This window comes from Moorena sp. SIO4G3, from assembly GCF_010692305.1.
In the GTDB taxonomy this organism is placed as follows: Bacteria; Cyanobacteriota; Cyanobacteriia; order Cyanobacteriales; family Coleofasciculaceae; genus Moorena; species Moorena producens_A.
In genome coordinates this window covers 1-18963 of sequence record NZ_JAAHIG010000071.1, presented here as the reverse complement: position 1 = coordinate 18963, position 18963 = coordinate 1, and the positions used below count along the sequence as shown (strand labels likewise).

Below are 18963 nucleotides of genomic sequence, written 5' to 3'. Positions count from 1 at the left end.
ATGCACAATATACCAAGCCTAAATGAATTGTGATAATTTTTGTTCCCAGATCCGCTGTTCCCTGTTCCCTTTGGTATAGCTTAGAGCATGAAAAAATTAAATATAACTAGAGTTAAGCGAATTATGCTTACCACCAGCATCAGTATTGTGAGCATTGTGAGCGTGCCAGTTTTGATCTATGGCGGATTGCTGCTCAAGCGTCCACTTCCTACCGACAAGCAGCAACAACTTTTCCCAGGCATTTTGTATCAAAGAGATGCTCGCAAATCTCCCCGTCCGTTGATGGTACATACTGTTACCATAGACCTAACCGCACCAGGAATTAAACTATTAGTAACACCAGGAAATACCATCAATAAAAACGAATTTGCTGCCCGGACTACTTCGGAATTTGTGCGGGAGTTTAAGTTACAATTAGCTATCAACGGTAGTTTCTTTTATCCTTTTCGGGAGTATCCACCGGACTCCTATCCTAAACCTGGTGATCCGGTCAAAGTAGAAGGGCAAGTTATCTCTGAGGGGAAATCCTATGCTCCACCAAAATCAAAAAATTATTCGGTACTTTGTATTTCAAAGCTTCTCCAAGCTCAAATCTATGAAAACCGTTGTCCTCTAGGCACATCTGAGGGATTGGCGGGTAGAGAAATTTTACTAAAGGAAGGGAAGCCAGCAGTAGTGACTACTCCCACATCAAATCAAAGATTATGATGTGGGCTTCTCAATCTCACGAATGAGACTTGCTGCTCCTGGCCTACGGCCTCCGCTACGCGAACGATATCCTGTACCGATTTACCACAGCCATTAAGCGACAGTCCAACCGCCAATAATCCACGATTTAAAATGTTGATCCCGCTATTCCAGTCACGTTCGCGCAGCGTCGGCTTCGCCGAATCAATTTTGACGTTACAGCTAGAACAGCAATGAACGCGTTCGCGCAGCGTCGGCTTCGCCGAATCGCTTAAAGTTTTTTCGACTCTAGAACCACAATTAAAACACTCAATGCTTGTGCCACGCGGGTTAACTTCTTGAACTAACAAGCCGCGTTTTACCGCCACTGCTTGCAATGTTTCCAAGAATGCTCCCCAGGCTGCATCATGTATTGATTTTGCTAACTTAGTTCGAGCGAGTCCTTTGATATTTAAATTTTCGTGAGCAATTAAGTCGTATTTGTTGCACAACCAATGAGCAACCTGATAGTGAAATTCCTTTCGGCATCGGGTTAGATGGAGGTGTAACAAAGCTACTTTATGTTTAGCTTTTTTCCAGTTTTTAGAACCCTTAACGCGGCGCGACATTACTTTTTGCGCCTGAGCCAGCTTGCCCTGAGCCTTTCTATAAAATTGTGGAATAGGCACCGCTTCCCCATCTGATGTAGTTAGAAATTTCTCCAATCCAACATCAATCCCAACAGCAGACTTAATTGAGTCCACTGGTAAAATCTCGGGTACAGTATCATCCTTCATTGAGATACAACAATACCACCCATCAGCTTTTTTGACTACGGTGCATTGCTTAAGGGTAAATCCTTTAGGCAATGGGCGATGCATTACAACAGGAATTGACCCAATCCGACTCAGTTTTAAAATACCATCAACCAGATGTGCTCCTGCTTTGGAACTGTTGACTCTAGGAAAAACAAACGATTGACCAAAGGTCACGCTGCGCGATCGAAGTTCTCCAGATTTTTTGAACCTAGGTCTACCCCCACGCTTGCCACTGGCATCAGGCTTTCGCCACTTATCCCAAGCCTTGTTGAGACGTTGTAAATTAACTTGTTGAGTCTCTGCGTAAATTTTTTTGTACTCAGGAAATAGCCGCTTAGTTTCCTTGAGCGCTGCCTGTTGAGTGTAGTAGTTTACCAGTTCTGGAATTTCACCAATTGGCTCATAACTCACGCTACACCTATCAATCGGACAACGAGTCCGACGAAGCCAATCCAAGCGTTGCCCCAGGGCGTAGTTCCAATGACGACGCAAAAGTTCAAGCCACCTTTCCATGATGGCGATCTGTTCGGGGCTTGGCTTAATTCGGTGGCAGTAAGTGAGTATCATAAATTTATTGTAGCACTTATTGCATAAAATGAAAGGTAACTACACAAAACAAAACAGGTCGGTTTACCGTCTTACTGTACATGTTGTATTAGTAACGAAATACAGACGAAAGGCCATATCACACCAAATCTTGATCAGGCTGAGACAAATCTGCTCTGACACTTGCGTTAAATGGGAGTGTAACCTGGTGGAATTTAATGGAGAGAGTGATCATATCCACCTAATTATTGACCTTAATCCTAGGATTGCCCCGGTCAAGTTAATAGCCAATATCAAAACTGTGACTAGTAGATTGATTCGCCAAGAATTTCCTGAGCACTTAAAACGGTTTTACGGAGACAAAAAAGTCTTCTGGACAGGTTCTTATTTTGTGGCTTCCTGTGGCGGAGTTACTATCGAGCAATTAAAAAGTTATGTCCAAAACCAAGATACCCCGTCAGGCAATTCCCAAGGGGCTGTGTGCGGAACCTGCGTCCGCACTTTATACGCCCCGTCTCCCGCTAACCCTCCGGGTATAACGGGAGACCCCTTGCCTGTTTAGGTTGGGAGATAGTACAGATGAAAAACTATTGTATCCCCGCACTGCTGTCGCTATTGATAAATCAGGCAAGACCTTGTGGTTAATTATTGTTGATGGTCGCCAGCGGTTTTACAGCGAGGGGGTTACTTTGGCTGAATTGACTACTATTATTCAAGAATTAGGAGCCGATAGCGCTCTAAATTTGGATGGCGGTGGTTCAACTACTCTGGTAGTAGCAAATAATAAAAATAAGTTACAGGTATTAAATTCACCGATTCAGTCCCGTATTCCTACCCGACAACGGGCAATTGCTAACCATTTGGGCATCTATGCTTTGCCGGTAGAGGTGTTGAACAGGGAATAGGTGGATATATAGCAAGTCTTATACCCATGAGGTACAAATCTCTGGGTTTTAGGGAGCAGGGAGCAGGGAGCAGGGAGCAGGGAGCAGGGAGCAGGAACCCACCCCTAACCCCTCCCAGGAGGGGAAGAGAGGGAAGAGGGAAAAAATAATGTGTACCTCATAGCTATGATAAACTCTATAGCATAAATAAAACAAAAAAATGTTTATTATGATCAACAGCTTTCCACCAAAGCACTATAATATCTAACTCGGAAATTAACTGTCACGAGTACTCAAGCATGGTAGACAAAAAAAAGCTCCTGGAAGACACCATGACTTTATTAATGTCAGTAACCCCAGATACGCCTTTGGGTAAACTGTTAAACCTTTGCTTAGCAGCTAAGGCAGATCCGAGTATCAGCAAAAGTGCCCGTGAATTTGCTGTAGAACTTCTCGAAGATCCTAGCAACATTTACTCTTGGACGATGGATGTTATTGGGAGCGATGCCAACTATACCGATGCAGAGTGGGAAGCTTTGAACGATATGAAACTCGATGATACTGAAGCCTTTGTAGCAGACTTCCAGTCGGAGTTGGAAAGTCTGGACTTGAATTAAGGTCAAAGGGTATCGACGCAGGGTGAAGGGTTAAGAATTTAGGTGTGGAGAGGTTTAATCATCAATAATGTTGACTATGAACATATTATCAACAGTAAACCTTGGCAAAAAAACCACGCTACCGAAACAACCTACCCTTCACCGAAGGCCAAAGGCGAACAACTTTCAACCTTCAATATTCAACTTTTAACATTAAACATTCAACCTTAAACATTCAACCTTCAACCTTAAATATTCAACCTTCAACCTCAACCCTCCACTATTACTTGACCGTAACACTCATCCCTTCTTTGACTATAAACGCGCCATCAAACACTTCTTTGACTTCCACCGCTAGGTTATCGAGAAAATCATCACAGTGATTGGGTTCGTGGTGGAAGATAGCCAGTTTCTTAACACCAGCAGCTTTTACCAGCTTGACCCCTTCCTGCCAGGTGGAATGGCCCCAACCTACTTTGGAAGATTTGGGGTTGTGGTATTCTTCATCGGTATACATAGCATCGTAGATTAACATATCAGCATCACGGGCTAGATACACCACATTTTGATCAAGGCGGTCGGAAAAATGTTCTGTATCGGTGCAGTAGCACACGGAATGCCCTTGCCAGCTTACGCGATAGCCAATAGCACCATTAGGATGATTCAAAGGAGCAGTTTCTATGGTAATATCATCTATGGCGACAGTATTGTGACCTAATTCTAAGTCATAAAACTTCAATTCTGCCTCTACTCTCCTAGTAGGAACTGGAGCATTCAAGTGTAACACCCGCTCCTTGAAGTGTTTCTCCATGCACTCCCCAGGGGGAGCTGCGCCATAAATATGTAAAATGTTCCCTTCCACAAAGACTGGAATGAAAAATGGCACGCCTTGAATATGATCCCAGTGGTAGTGAGTAAAAAACCAATAAGCTTCAATGGGTAACTGCTGCTTAAGGCTTTTTCCCAGCAACCGCAAGCCAGTACCACCATCGAAAATCAGGCGTAACCCAGCCACTTGCATCTCTACACAAGACGTATTGCCGCCATATTGAATTGTGTCCTGTCCAGGGCTAGGTATACTGCCTCGGACTCCCCAAAATTTAACCGAAAACTGGGAGGAAGTGCTTGTTGTCATTGCTAAGTTAATGCTTCAAAGTACCGCACTGACCCTGATGACGCAACAGGTGATCGCACAATACCAAAGCAACCATTGCTTCTACCATAGGTACGGCCCTAGGTAAAACACAAGGGTCGTGACGTCCTTTAGCAGCTAGAATGGTTTCTTCACCAGTACTGGTGACAGTACGTTGTTCTTTGCGGATGGTAGCAGTGGGTTTAAACGCTACTCTAATAATAATAGTCTCGCCATTACTAATGCCACCTTGAACGCCACCGGAGCGATTGGTAACCGTACGCACTGCACCGGTTTCGTCTGTGTAAAATTCATCATTATGCTCACTGCCGGTAAGTACAGTGCCCCCAAAGCCAGAGCCAATCTCGAAACCTTTACTAGCTGGTAGGGACATCACCCCTTTGGCTAAATCGGCTTCTAGCTTATCAAACACTGGCTCTCCCAATCCTTTGGGTATATGGCGAGCCACACATTCTACTACACCCCCAATGGAATCACCGCTACGTCCAGTTTCTTCAATAAGTTCAATCATCCGTTCAGCACATTCCCCATCAGGGCAACGAACAATATTACTTTCTACCTGGTCTTGAGTGACGGTGTTGGAGTCTACGATAGCTTCTAAGGTTTTGATACGCTTGACGTAGCCAATGATTTCTACACCAGCACCTTGCTGGAGAATTTTTTTTGCGATCGCACCCGCTGCCACTCGCCCGATAGTTTCCCGGGCTGAAGAACGTCCTCCCCCCTGCCAGTTACGAATGCCATACTTAGCATCATAGGTAGCATCAGCATGGGAAGGCCGATAGGTCTTTTGCATCTCGCTATAGTCTTGGGGCCTAGTGTCTTTATTGCGCACCATAATCATAATTGGTGTGCCCAGGGTTTTGCCCTCAAATAGTCCCGAAACAATTTCACAGGTATCAGTTTCTTTCCGAGGAGTAGTAATCTTACTCTGACCTGGACGCCTGCGGTCTAGTTCTACCTGAATTTCTGCCGCAGAAATTTCCACTCGCGGTGGACAGCCATCAATGACTACCCCAACCCCACCCCCGTGGGATTCTCCAAATGTAGTGATTCGAAACAGATGTCCAAAGGTATTGCCCATAGTTAGTGCTCTATTAGTCCTCTAATGGTAGTACTTACTTAAGCTATCAGCTATCAGCTATCAGCTTATGCATACGCTACTTGAGGTGCTTATGGCTTAGGTCCGATGCGTCGAAGACTGTGCCACCCTACTTTAGGTGTTTTTAAATAAACTCTAGCAATTATTATACCCATGAGGTACAAATATTTGGGTTTTAGGGACTTCGGAGCAGGGACTTCGGAGCAGGTAGCAATTAATTTAGAAGTGGGGAGAGGTAAAAAATAATGTGTACCTCATAGCTATGATAAACGCTATCAGCTGACCACTGACCACTGACCACTGACGGCTGAATGCTTATACACTTAATTATCTTATTACTTCGTAAAACCGGTTGGCAGCTTAAGTCCTGTTGGATTCCAACCTAATAATTTACCTAAGGATTTTACTAATAATTTTTCTAATCATTTCCGTGATATTATTTATAATAATTAAGATTAGTTAAGTAAACATTTGCTTTGATTTTAATCATGTAAAATCTGTTATAGACTTTCCCAATAACAGGATTTTATTAGTTAGGATGCTTAGGGCATTTGGTGCATTTTTAGAATTAAGGATAATTTGCCTAACCGGATGTTTAGCTTGGGGGTTTTCTGCTCCAGTTTTAGCTGAGATGACTCCCGATGGCAGCTTGGGAAATGAAGGGTCAAGGGTAACTCCTAATGTACAGGTCAAGGGGGCACTGGCAGATTTAATTGAAGGGGGAGCAACTCGTGGGGAGAATTTGTTCCATAGTTTTGGTGAATTTAATGTAGGAGAACTGCAACGGGTTTATTTTGCTAATCCCTCTGGAATCCAGAGGATATTAACACGAGTAACCGGCAGTAATCTATCGAATATTCTAGGCACGTTGGGAGTAGATGGTGCAGCAAATCTGTTTTTGCTAAATCCCAATGGTATTGTGTTTGGACCAAATGCCAGCTTAGATGTAGCTGGTTCCTTTTTCGCGTCTACTGCCAATAGTTTGGTGTTTGGTGATGGGCAAGAGTTTAGTGCCACATCCCCACAAGCTCCGCCACTGTTAACGATTAATATCACCCCAGGATTGCAGTATGGCAAATATGACCCGAGGAGCACAATTACCAATGTTGGAAATTTAGCAGTAGGACAAGATTTAACCCTAGCCGCTGGCAACTTGGATTTACAGGGCCAACTGGATGCTGGTAGGAATTTGACTCTGTTTGGAGAAGATACAGTCACGATTAGAGATAGTGTAGCGCAACCGTTTATCGCGTACTCTGGTGGCTTGCTGCTAATTCAGGGTAATCAGTCAATTGATATTGCGGCCCATAACCATACTGATAGTGGTTTATTCGCTGGTTCTGATTTACAGTTGCGTACGCATAATCCTGTAGCAGGGGATGCTCACTATACCGCTGGCGGAAATATCAGCATCGAACAGTTGGATGGCTTACCCGGAAATTTAGTCAGTACCCATGATCCGATTATTCTGACTAATGGGGATGTCAGTTTAGGAAACTATACCGGAGCGTCACTACATATTTTAGCTGGAGGTAGTGTTACCGTTGGAGACATCGAGATTAACTCTACCGATACAGCGGATAATGCCATTAGTCCTAATAACTCCAATCCCTTCTTGGCTAGTCTGGCTAATGTGACCTTGTCGGATCAAGCTCGAACCTCTTTCGTAATTGATGGCAGTAGTCAACCTACTTTAGATATCCGTGCTGGCATAGATTGGACATTACTGGGGGGTTTACCAGGAAATACTGATAGTGGCAACTTAGGGTCTAACCTTGGGACGGCTGCTACTAGTGCGGATATCGAAATTGGCAAGATCTCGATTAATGCTCCCAATGGACGGGTATTGTTAACGAATCAGTATCAAGCTAACCCATCGTTAGTGAGTGAAACCCTGAAAATTAGTTCACTTCTAACTGGTGACGGCACCATAGCCAACGATAACGGTACGGTAGATCAGAGTAACCAGAAATTTTCAGGAAATGGTGGCGAGGTCTTGATTGATTATCGCGGCGGGATTGAAATAAGCGATCGCGAAGCGGAGGCCGTAGGCCACGCTACGGGAACGGCGAAGCCGAATCGCATTGATGCCTCTTCCGCTTCTGGTAAACCAGGGGATATTACGTTGGTTACAAACGATCAACTATCCCTTGACAGCAGTTTCATTATTAGCAACACCTTCGGAACAGAAAAGGGTGGAGATATCACGATCGAGACTGGTTCACTTTTTGCCACAAACGGTGCTCAGATCGAAACCAGTACCTTTGGTCAAGCAGATGCCGGTAAAGTGACTATTGTTGCTGATGACACAGTCACCTTTGAAGGGAAAGCGGAAAATGGTGAGGCTACTGGCATTTTAAACAACATAGAACAAAACGCTATCGGTGATAGTGGTGGCATTTCCATTACCACAGGCTCTTTGTTTATGAATGATGCTTTCTTGGAGTCGAGGATCACAGGACAGGGAAATAGTGGTGGTGTAACAATTATTGCTGAGGATCAAGTTATCGTTGACCAGAACAGTAACTCGATTGTGACCAGAGTGGAGCCTGACGCAATCGGCAACGCAGGAAATATATCGATTGATGCCGAATCAGTGACTATCAGCAATGGTGCTAGAGTCGTAGCTGACACCCTGGGACAAGGAAATGCTGGCGATATAACTATCAAAGCTCGGGATACAGTTACCATTGACGGGATAGCAAATAATGGGAATATATCCAGCGGTTTGCGGTCTCGAGTCGGTCCGGATAGAGAGTCTAGCAACCAATCACAAGCTGAAGGTGATGGTGGCGAGATCAAGATAGAGGCAAAGTCAGTTTTTGTGACCAATGGCGGTCAAGTAAGTACTGAAATCAATGACATAGGAAAGGCTGGCAATATATCAATTATTGCTGAGGATGAAGTTATCTTTGATGGCGCTGGTAAGAATGAAAAAAACAAGACATTTTCAAGTATTATCTTCACTCGCGTTAGACCTCAAGCAGTAGGCAACGGTGGCAACGTATTGATTGAAGCTGGGTCAGTTTCGTTTACTAACGGTGCTGTGATAATTTCCAACACCCGTGGCCAAGGAAACGGGGGTGATGTGGAAATAATAGCTCGCGATCGCGTTTTATTTGATGGAGTCAACGAGCTGATTGAAGTAGAGAGTGGCATATTTAGTGATGTTCAACGGGATGGCCAGGGGAATGGTGGCACGATCACGATCACAGTTACAGAAGGTTCATTGGCGATTACTAAAGGTGCCAAGTTAATATCTAGTACTCAAGGCCAGGGGAATGGTGGCAATGTGATCATTAAGGTTCGTGATCAGGTTTCAATAGACGGAGTGGGCATGAATGGCACACTTAGTGGTATTTTCAGTAATGTGCCAACTGAGAGAATAGACAGCAAAAGTGATCAAAAAGGTGGTTCAATTGACATTGAAGCTAACTCCATTTCTGTGACTGATAGGGCGAGGCTAGATACTAGCACGAGCGGGAATGAAAGAGGTGGAAAGATTATATTAACCACCAATAGACTAACTGTTCAAGACAGAGGTGAAATTTCCACTGCTACCTTATCACAAGGGAATGGTGGAGACATTGTTGTGAAGGCACAAGAATCCGTTCTGCTCAAGAATGATGGAGTCATTTCCAGCAGTGTACAAGAGACAGCTACTGGTAATGGTGGAAAGATTAATATCATCACTTCCTCCCTATCCCTGATCAATGGTGGGCGGGTGGAAGCACGAACCCTTGGTTTAATGCCAGCAGTTCTAGCTTCTGAGTCCTATCAGGATATTGTGCAACGAGATCAGCCAGTAGCCTACTGGCGTTTAGACGAAACCAATTCGATAGAGAAGGCTGTTGACAGTTCTGGTAATGGCTTCAACGGTACCTACAACAATGGCGTAACTCAGGGAGTTCCAGGAGTATCAGGCACAGCAGGAAAATTTGATGGCAACGATGATGCTAACGTGGATGTTGGTATTATTGTACCAGGTTCGGAATTAGATATCAGCAATAAATCCTTCACTGTAGAAGCCTGGGTCAAGCCAAACGAAATTAAACAGCAATCCTATTTAGGGATACATAACGAAGAGGAAGGGACTAATAATAACGGTAACAGTCTATATTTCAGAGTGACCGAGAAGGGCAAGGTCCGTTTTGGTAACTTTGAGGAGGACTTGGAAACACGAAGCAACATCATTAATCAAGCAGATACTTGGTATCACATTGTGGCTAGTTACGACCAAGACTCCAACACCAACACTATTTTTGTCAATGGTAGGGAAATCAGGAGTAACAACCAAGGTGCTTTTACCGGTCAAAACCCCCGTGTCTTGATCGGAAATTGGGCGGAGGCTGACCAAAACTCAAAGCAACGCTTCTTAAACCAACCCTTCAATGGTGTAATTGATGAAGTCGCGGTCTATGACCAAGCCTTATCCCCTGAAAGGATTACTAGTCACTTCTTATTGGGGCAACGCAATCTTGGTTTATCTCCGGAATCCTTCCCTAATAGTGGCGCAAATGCTGGCGAGATTACAGTCAATGCTAATTCGATTACTATCTCTGGAGTTAGTTCCACTAATAATAATATTTCCAGTGGTTTACTGTCTGACAGCTCGGGCGATTTCAGTGGTGAAGCCGGTACGATCACAATCAATACTGATTCCCTGAAGGTTGAAGATGGAGGGAAAATAACAGTCAGAAGTGAGAAAGGGGTAGCAGGTAATCTGGACATTACAGCTAAATCCCTATTGCTTAACGGCGGAAAACTTTTAGCTGAAACTCAACTGAATAGAGGCGAAGAGGGAGCGAATATCACACTAGAGGTATCAGACTGGATAGTGATGCTTAACGAAAGCCTAATCTCCGCAGAGGCTTTCGATCAAGCTAAGGGTGGCAACATTACTATTAAAACCAACCTCTTAATTGCCTTTCCCCCAACTGGTCCTAATGGTAGCGATATCATTGCCAAAGCTGACCAGGGTCAAGGCGGTAAAATCACCATTGATGCCGAAGATGTCCGCCTGATTGAGGAGCGCGAAGCCATTGAGGACAATCGCACTAATGATATCGATGCTAGTTCTGACTCTGGTACACAAGGAATAGTGACCATCAATACGGGCAATATTGACCCATCTCGGGGATTAAATCAACTACCAATTAATTTAAGTGACCCATCATCACTGATTGTTGCTAGCTGTCCGAGAAGTGGGAAAATCTCAGTCGATGAACTTGGTGAATTTATTGTTACTGGACGCGGTGGCATTCCGGCTAGTCCCTTCGACCCGATTATTGGTAAAACCATCATTGCTGATTGGGTGACTCTAGATGATCAAACCCTTACGGAAATTGATCACAATCTTGATAAGAATCAGACCTTAGCTCCCTCGACCGAAAAGAATTCTAAGCCAAAACGGATTGTGGAAGCTCAAGGCTGGATGACGGGTCCCGATGGTACGATCATTCTCACCTCTTTCCCTACCGATACCACTAGCCCACCCAAACCTTGGTATCACTATTTCTCTTGCCGGGATTTCAATTAAGCTGTTCAGCATTTAGATTGGAATACCATTATTCCTCAAAGGGAAAGGGAAACAGCGGATCACCGGAACAGATAATATCTAATACTGAGATCTTGCACCAGTACAAAAAAACTTAATAACGGAAGTGATAACAATTAATTTCAGTATTGAGAGAGTCAAATCTTATCACTGTTCCCTGTTCCCTATTCCCTGTTCCCGACAACTGCCGCGAAGTCTAATGATTTAGCTAATAAGAGGATATCTCCCAAGTTTTTTGATACTGAATTTTGCCCCCCTAGCCCCCCAACTTTGGGGGGAACAAGAGTCAATTTGCTTCTAAAAGTCCCTCGCCCCCCTAACCCCCCAATTCTGGGGGGAATTAGCGGATGCTTCGCTTTTTTACAGATGGGGATTTAGGGGGCTTGGATGTAGCAAATGATACTTCTCAGACAACCTCTAATTTAGCTAATGATTAACCGAATAATTAAGATTAGTTAAGTTAAAAGTATTTAAATTTTTAGAAGGTAAAATCTGTTATATAATTTGCCAATAATACCATTTGATTGGTTAGAAAGCTCATGGCTGTTGGTGCTTGTTTAGAATTAAGGATAATTTGCCTAACCGGATGTTTAGCTTGGGGTTTTTCTGCTCCAGTTTTAGCTGAGATGACTCCCGATGGCAGCTTGGGAAATGAAGGGTCAAGGGTAACTCCTAATGTACAGGTCAAGGGGGCACTGGCAGATTTAATTGAAGGGGGAGCAACTCGTGGGGAGAATTTGTTCCATAGTTTTGGTGAATTTAATGTAGGAGAACTGCAACGGGTTTATTTTGCTAATCCCTCTGGGATTGAGAATATTTTAACACGAGTAACCGGCAGTAATCTATCGAATATTCTAGGCACTTTGGGAGTAGATGGTGCAGCAAATCTGTTTTTGCTCAATCCCAATGGTATTGTGTTTGGAAACAAGGCGAGATTAGATGTAGCTGGTTCCTTTTTCGCCTCTACTGCCAATAGCCTGGTATTTGGTGATGGGCAAGAGTTTAGTGCCACATCCTATCAAGCCCCGCCACTGTTAACGATTAATATCACCCCAGGATTGCAGTATGGCAAATATGACCCGAGGAGCACAATTACAAATGCTGGGAATTTAGCCGTAGGACAAGATTTAACCTTAGCCGCTGGCAACTTGGATTTACAGGGTCAACTGGAGGCTGGTAGGGATTTGACTCTGTTCGGAGAAGATACAGTCAGCATCAGGGATAGTGTAGCGCAACCGTTTAGGGCGTACTCTGGTGGCTTGCTGCTAATTCAGGGTAATCAGTCCATTGATATTGCGGCCCATAACCATACCGATAGTGGTTTATGGGCTGGTAGTGATTTACGGTTGCGTTCGCGTAGCGTGGCCAAAGGCCAATCGCATAATCCAGTAGGGGGGGATGCTCACTATACCGCTGGCGGAAATATCAGCATCCAACAGTTGGATGGGTTACCGGGAAATTTAGTTAGTACTGATGATCCGATTATTCTGACTAATGGGGATGTGAGTTTAGGAAACTATACCGGAGCGTCACTCCATGTTTTGGCAGGAGGTAGTGTTACCGTTGGAGACATCGAGATTAACTCTACCGATACAACAGATAATGCCATTAGTCCTAATAACTCTAATCCCTTCTTGGCTAGTCTGGCTAATGTGACCTTGTCCGATGAAGCGGCAACATCTTTCGTAATTGATGGTAGTAGTCAACCTACCTTAGATATCCGTGCTGGTATAGATTGGACATTACTCGGCGGTTTTCCAGGAAATACTGATAGTGGCAACTTAGGGTCTAACCTTGGGACGGCTGCTACTAGTGCAAATATCAAAATTGGTGAGATTAAGATTAATGCTCCGAATGGATTGGTATTGTTAACCAATCAGTATCAAGCTAACCCATCCTTAGTGAGTGAAACCCTGAAAATTAGTTCAATTCTGACTGGTGACGGCACCATAGCCAACGATAACGGTACTGTAGATAAGACTAACCAGAGGTTTTCAGGAAATGGTGGCGAGGTCTTGATTGATTATCGAGGCGGGATTGAAATAAGCGATTCGGCTAAGCCGACCCTACGCGATCGCATTGATGCCTCTTCCGCTTCTGGTAAAGCAGGGGATATTACCGTGGTTACAAACGATCAACTATCCCTTGACGGAAGTTTTATTATTAGCAACACCTTCGGCACAGAAAAGGGTGGGGATATCACTATCTATACTGGCTCACTTTTTGCCACTGACGGTGCTCAGATCGAAACCAGTACCTTTGGTCAAGCTGATGCTGGAAAAGTGACCATTATTGCTGATGACACAGTCACCTTTGAAGGGAATTCGGACAATCCTAACACTACTACTGGAATTGTCAACAACATAGAACAACACGCTATCGGTAATAGTGGTGGTATTTCCATTACCACAGGCTCTTTGTTTATGAATGATGCTTCCTTGCAGTCGAGGATCAAAGGACAGGGAAATGGTGGAGATGTAACAATTATTGCTGAGGATCAAGTTATCGTTGACAAGAACAATAACTCGATTGTGACTAAAGTGAATCTTGACTCAATCGGCAACGCAGGAAATATATCGATTGATGCGGAATCAGTCACTATCAAAAATGGTGCTAGACTCGTAGCTGACACCCTCGGACAAGGAAATTCGGGCAATATATCTGTAACAGCTCGGGATACAGTTACCATTGACGGGGTAGCAAGTAATGATAGAGTAGCCAGCGGTTTGCGCTCTCGGGTCGGTCAGGATAAAGTAGACCAAAACGATAGCAACCAATCACAAGCTGAAGGTGGTCGTGGCAATATCACCATCAAGGCAAAGTCAGTTTTAGTGACCAATGGCGGTCAATTAAGTAGTGATATCAATGACCAAGGAAATCCTGGCAAGACCGATGAAAATGGTGCCAACATATCAATTATTGCTGAGGATGAGGTTATATTTGATGGGGGTGCTACTAATGAAAAAGGTAATTCATTTTCAAGTATTATCTTCACTCGAGTTACAGATAAAGCAGTGGGCGACGGTGGCAAGGTATTGATTAAAGCTGGGTCAGTTTCGTTTACTAACGGTGCTCTGATAATTTCCGAAACCAAAGGTATAGGAAACGGGGGTGATGTGGAAATAATAGCTCGCGATCGCGTTTTATTTGACGGAATCAGGGAGCTGAGTCCAGTAAATAGTGGTATAGTTAGTGATGTTCAAGCCCAGGGTAAGGGGGATGCTGGCGATATCAGGATCACAGTTACAGAAGGTTCATTGGCCATTACTGAAGGTGCCAGGTTAGCTTCTGTTACTAAAGGCAAGGGGGATGCTGGGGATGTGATCATTACGGTTCGTGATCAGTTTTTAATAGACGGAGTGAACATTAATGACAGACCTAGTCGGATCTTGACTGGTGTCAAGCCTGAGTCAACAGGGGGCAAGGGTGGTAAGATTGAAATTGAGGCTAAATCTATTTCAGTGACTGATAGTGCCAGGCTAAATGCTAGCACGAACGGCAATGGCAGAGGTGGAGATATTATATTAACTGCCAATACACTAACTGTTAATGATGGACTCATTTCCAGCGCTGCAGAAGAGAAAGCTACTGGTCAAGCTGGTAAGATCACAATCGATACTGATTCCCTGAAGGTTGAGGATGGAGGGGAAATAACAGTCAGAAGTGAGAAAGGGATAGCAGGGAATCTGGAAATTACGGCTAATTCCCTGTTGCTTAACGACGGAAAACTTTTAGCTGAAACTCAACTGAGTGGAGGCGAAGATGGAGCGAATATCACACTAAACGTATCAAACTCAATAGCGATGCTTAACGAAAGCCTAATCTCCGCAGAGGCTTTAGATGAAGCTACAGGTGGCAACATTACTATTGATACCGAATTTTTGATTGCCTTCCCCTCAAGTGGTAATGGTAACGATATCATTGCCAAAGCTGCACAAGGAAAAGGCGGTGAGATCACCATTGAGGCCGAAGATGTCCGTTTGATTGAGGAGCGCGAAGCCATTGATGGAAATCGCACTAATGATATCGATGCCAGTTCTAAGTCTGGTACACAAGGAATAGTGACCATCAAAACGGGCAATCCTGAACCCCCTCGGGGATTAGATCAACTACCAAGCAATTTAACTGACCCATCATCACTGATTGTTGCTAGCTGTCCGAGAAGTGGGAAAATCTCCGTAGATGAACTTGGTGAATTTATTGTTACTGGACGCGGTGGCATTCCGGCTAGTCCCTTCGACCCGATTATCGGTCAAACCATCATTGCTGATTGGGTGACTCTTGATGATCAAACCCTCAGTGAAACTGATCACAATCTTGATAACAATCAGAGATTAGAGCCATCGACCGAACACAATTCTATTCCACAGAATTCTCAGCGAAAACGGATTGTGGAAGCTCAAGGTTGGATGACGGGTCCCGATGGTACGATCATTCTCACCTCTTTCCCTACCGATACCACTAGCCCACCCAAACCTTGGTATCACTATGTCTCTTGTCGAGATTTATAGCACCGTGCTATAAATTTTGGCGTTGCTTAATAATGGAATGATTTTAAGAGTAGGTGCGCGCCTGTGGAATGGACATCAGGGGTGGAACTGGCATCTTGCCAGTTTCATGGTTATTCTCGGGCGGGCAGGATGCCCACTCTACTCCTATTCAGCGCGAAGATTCAGCAACGCCTAAATTTTAGCTAAGTTTTCAACAATCCCAATTTCTCCTGCAGAGCGTGACGCATAATATCCACTGGCGGAGTTTGTCCTAACCAAATTTTGAAAGCTGCTGCTCCCTGTTGCACCAGCATTTCCAATCCATCAATGGCGATCGCGCCCTGTTCTTTGGCTTGTCGTAAAAACTGAGTGGGATTAGGAGTGTAAATCAAGTCATAAGCGATCGCATTTTCCGGCAACCTGGCCATAGCTAGCTGATCCACAGGAGACTGCTCGACCTTGGGATACATGCCCACAGGAGTAGCATTAACCAACAAATTGGCTTGGGGCAGGAGTTCCGGTAGTTGTTCCCAAGGATGAGTATGAATAGTAATAGCAAGGTCAGACTTGATCCAGCTTTGCTTAAATTTACCTAACTTGTCCTGATTGCGACCAAGCACATGAATCTCAGTACAACCGAGTTGAGCACAACCGACTACTACAGCTCGTGCGGCACCACCACACCCCAAAATGACTACAGTAGTTTGACTCCAATCCCGGTTATACCGTTTCAACGGGGAGATAAATCCTTCGATATCGGTATTCGTACCAATCCAACCCTGATCGGTGCGATAAACAGTATTCACTGCTCCCACCCCTTGAGCCACTGTTGAAATTTCCGACAACAAGGGGATGATAGTCTGTTTGTGAGGAATAGTGATACTGAAGCCCACTAGACCAATCGCCTCAAAACCAGCGATCGCGTTTTTCAAATCTGCTGATTTTACCGGTAAAGCTAGGTAGACATAATCGAGATCCAAGGATGCGATCGCTCGGTTATGCATCAGTGGTGATAACGAATGTTCCACTGGATCACCAATCACACCCAGTAACTTTGTTGTTCCTGTTATTTGCACCATCACCCACGTTCTACGCACATAACTTTAAATTTTAATAGTGAAATCGTTAATAATTGCTACATTCTTAAATATTTCTTATTAACTATTTCTGATTAAGTCTTATTAAGATTGCTTCCTTCGGTTGACAATTAATTAACAATTTGTTGACAATTCACCATCAACCGTCCACAATACTTACCCCAAGCCTCACATTTGAATGAACTATGATTTTTCTCATGGTGGCTAAAATAGATCATATCGAGCCAATTATAGTGCCAATTATAATACCAATTAACTAGGCAGCAACGGCATGAACCCAACTGGTATTCAAAAGAGTGGAGCCATGAATTCAATCACTTGTATGAAATGTGAGCAAATCAATCCCAGTCGGGCAAGTTTTTGCTCTCGTTGTGGTGCCTCTCTACTTCCTTCCAGTAGCAGTCCCCTAGAGACTAATCTAAATAATACTAATCTAGACCATACTAATCTGGACAATACTAATCTAGACCATAGATTAGAGACTGGAAGCCGATTACGCGATCGCTACATTATTCAACGTACCTTAGGACAAGGGGGATTTGGCAAAACCTACCTAGCCAAAGACACTGGACGCTTTAATGAACTAGTAACCCTAAAAGAGCTGACTCCAAGAAACCAGGGCACCCATACCCTAGAAAAAGCCGAAGAACTATTTCAACGGGAAGCAACCATGCTGCACAAGCTTTCATCCCCCCAAATTCCGAGATTCTGGGAATTTTTTCGGGATGGCAAACGGTTGTTTCTCGTCCAAGACTACATTGAAGGAAAAACCTATCAAACCTTACTCGAAGAACGAGTAAGCAAAGGGGAACGGTTCAGCGAAACCGAGATTCTCCAACTGTTTCGGCAATTGCTCCCGGTCTTAAGCTACCTACACCAATTAGGCATAATTCACCGGGATATTGCTCCAGACAATATTATCCGTCGGGGTTCCGATGGAGTGCCAGTATTAATTGACCTGGGTGGTGTCAAACAAATTGCCCTAGAAGTCAATACTCCCGTAAGCATTGGGCAAAACTCTGCTATCTACGCTGGTGGGACTTGCCTAGGTAAAGTTGGCTATGCCCCTGATGAACAGCTACGCCTAGGGATTGCTGCTCCCCATAGTGACCTGTATGCTTTGGGAGTGACAGCACTAGTACTGATGACTGGTAAACAGCCTCAGGAACTAGTTGACCCTTATACCCTTAGCTGGCGAACTGAAGAAGAACTAACCCTCTCGCCAGAGTTTAATCCTATCCTCTCTCGTTTGCTAGCATCCCAACCCTCTGAGCGATTCCAATCTGCTGAAGAGGTTCTAGACCTAATCCGAACCGATGATTCTGATGATTCTAAGGTTAGAGAAACAGAAATCAAGGGTACTGTAGCTGTAACTCCCCAGTCTCAATCCTACCCGCCACCGACTCCGATCAATAATTCCGGTTGCAAGCAAGTGTTTGACGAATCTGTTCCAGTGCCAGCAGAGATTCAAGGCTGGAACTGGGGTGCCTTTTGCCTACCGGGTTTATGGTGTGTCACCAATCAAGTATGGATTGGACTGATTGCCTGGAGTGATCTATCGTTAGTGACTGGATTTTTGGCTTGGCCAGTGATGGGGATTATTTTGGGCATCAAGGGCAATGAGTGGGCATGGAAAAGTCGCCGTTGGAAGAGTATCAAAGCCTTTAAGCGCCATCAACGGGGTTGGGCAATCACATCCTTCGTCATTACTGGTATGATGGTTACCCTACTATTTTTATTTTTAGAGCTGATTCGTCAACTCGTACTAAACCTTGTAGGATAAGGCTTGCGTCAACATAGAACAATTGAACTATTTAATAGCTAAAAGACAATCATAGCAAGGCTTTCATACTTCTTAAGATTTACTTTACGAATTAGCTCTTAGTATTGTTTATTGGGATAGCCTCCCTAGTGCCGTGGTGAATCACCTATTGCTCAACTGTAGCATCCGTGTGTTTATTGCATCCGTGTGTTCAGTGGGTTCGATACTAGTTCCAGGTTAAGCCCAGGGGCATTGCTATTACTACCTACCATCACTATCTAAAGGAGAAGAA

At 44.2% G+C, this 18963-nt stretch carries 14 protein-coding genes; 9 read left to right on the top strand and 5 right to left on the bottom strand.

The annotated features are described in order from the left end of the window. Positions 1-123 precede the first annotated feature (123 nt). Positions 124-708 carry a hypothetical protein gene (locus F6J99_RS15140; protein WP_293113647.1) on the top strand — a complete coding sequence of 195 codons (585 nt, stop codon included), beginning with the start codon at positions 124-126 and terminating at the stop codon, positions 706-708. On the opposite strand, the gene F6J99_RS15135 is transcribed toward F6J99_RS15140, so the two are convergent. After that, positions 696-2051: a transposase gene (locus F6J99_RS15135; RefSeq protein ID WP_293113646.1), complete on the bottom strand. Its 1356-nt coding sequence runs from the start codon at positions 2049-2051 to the stop codon at positions 696-698. The two genes, F6J99_RS15140 and F6J99_RS15135, sit on opposite strands and share 13 nt — an antisense overlap. 28 nt (positions 2052-2079) lie before the next feature. On the opposite strand from F6J99_RS15135, the gene tnpA reads away from it, so the two are divergent. Further along, positions 2080-2592 carry an IS200/IS605 family transposase gene (gene tnpA / locus F6J99_RS15130; RefSeq protein ID WP_293113645.1) on the top strand — a complete coding sequence of 171 codons (513 nt, stop codon included), beginning with the start codon at positions 2080-2082 and terminating at the stop codon, positions 2590-2592. A gap of 1 nt (position 2593) precedes the next feature. After that, on the top strand, positions 2594-2935 hold the full coding sequence (locus F6J99_RS15125) for a phosphodiester glycosidase family protein (RefSeq protein ID WP_293113644.1): 342 nt from the start codon (positions 2594-2596) through the stop codon (positions 2933-2935). 48 nt (positions 2936-2983) lie between these two features. On the opposite strand, the gene F6J99_RS15120 is transcribed toward F6J99_RS15125, so the two are convergent. Next, positions 2984-3151 carry a hypothetical protein gene (locus F6J99_RS15120; RefSeq protein WP_293113643.1) on the bottom strand — a complete coding sequence of 56 codons (168 nt, stop codon included), beginning with the start codon at positions 3149-3151 and terminating at the stop codon, positions 2984-2986. A gap of 62 nt (positions 3152-3213) precedes the next feature. Here F6J99_RS15120 and F6J99_RS15115 point away from each other — a divergent pair, with 62 nt between their 5' ends. Continuing rightward, positions 3214-3531, top strand: coding sequence for a hypothetical protein (locus F6J99_RS15115; protein ID WP_293113642.1), 318 nt, complete (start codon positions 3214-3216; stop codon positions 3529-3531). 42 nt (positions 3532-3573) lie between these two features. After that, the gene (locus F6J99_RS15110; RefSeq protein WP_293113641.1) at positions 3574-3741 is read left to right on the top strand and encodes a hypothetical protein; all 168 of its coding nucleotides are present in this window, start codon (positions 3574-3576) and stop codon (positions 3739-3741) included. Between the two features lie 52 nt (positions 3742-3793). On the opposite strand, the gene F6J99_RS15105 is transcribed toward F6J99_RS15110, so the two are convergent. Further along, positions 3794-4645: an MBL fold metallo-hydrolase gene (locus tag F6J99_RS15105; RefSeq protein ID WP_293113640.1), complete on the bottom strand. Its 852-nt coding sequence runs from the start codon at positions 4643-4645 to the stop codon at positions 3794-3796. A gap of 7 nt (positions 4646-4652) precedes the next feature. Then, positions 4653-5747 (bottom strand): chorismate synthase, encoded by a 1095-nt coding sequence (gene aroC / locus F6J99_RS15100; protein ID WP_293113639.1) that lies wholly within the window; start codon positions 5745-5747, stop codon positions 4653-4655. Positions 5748-6303: 556 nt separating this feature from the next. On the opposite strand from aroC, the gene F6J99_RS15095 reads away from it, so the two are divergent. From F6J99_RS15095 to F6J99_RS15085, 3 genes are all read left to right on the top strand, one after another. Continuing rightward, positions 6304-11304, top strand: coding sequence for a filamentous hemagglutinin N-terminal domain-containing protein (locus tag F6J99_RS15095; protein ID WP_293113638.1), 5001 nt, complete (start codon positions 6304-6306; stop codon positions 11302-11304). Between the two features lie 557 nt (positions 11305-11861). Further along, positions 11862-15833 carry a filamentous hemagglutinin N-terminal domain-containing protein gene (locus F6J99_RS15090; RefSeq protein WP_293113637.1) on the top strand — a complete coding sequence of 1324 codons (3972 nt, stop codon included), beginning with the start codon at positions 11862-11864 and terminating at the stop codon, positions 15831-15833. A gap of 63 nt (positions 15834-15896) precedes the next feature. Then, positions 15897-16019 (top strand): hypothetical protein, encoded by a 123-nt coding sequence (locus F6J99_RS15085; protein ID WP_293113636.1) that lies wholly within the window; start codon positions 15897-15899, stop codon positions 16017-16019. Here F6J99_RS15085 and F6J99_RS15080 read toward each other — a convergent pair. Then, a complete protein-coding gene (locus F6J99_RS15080; RefSeq protein ID WP_293113654.1) occupies positions 16016-16891 on the bottom strand; it encodes a shikimate dehydrogenase in 876 nt (291 codons plus the stop codon). The genes F6J99_RS15085 and F6J99_RS15080 overlap by 4 nt on opposite strands. A 322-nt stretch (positions 16892-17213) precedes the next feature. Here F6J99_RS15080 and F6J99_RS15075 point away from each other — a divergent pair, with 322 nt between their 5' ends. Further along, on the top strand, positions 17214-18692 hold the full coding sequence (locus tag F6J99_RS15075; protein WP_293113635.1) for a serine/threonine-protein kinase: 1479 nt from the start codon (positions 17214-17216) through the stop codon (positions 18690-18692). Positions 18693-18963: the final 271 nt, after the last annotated feature.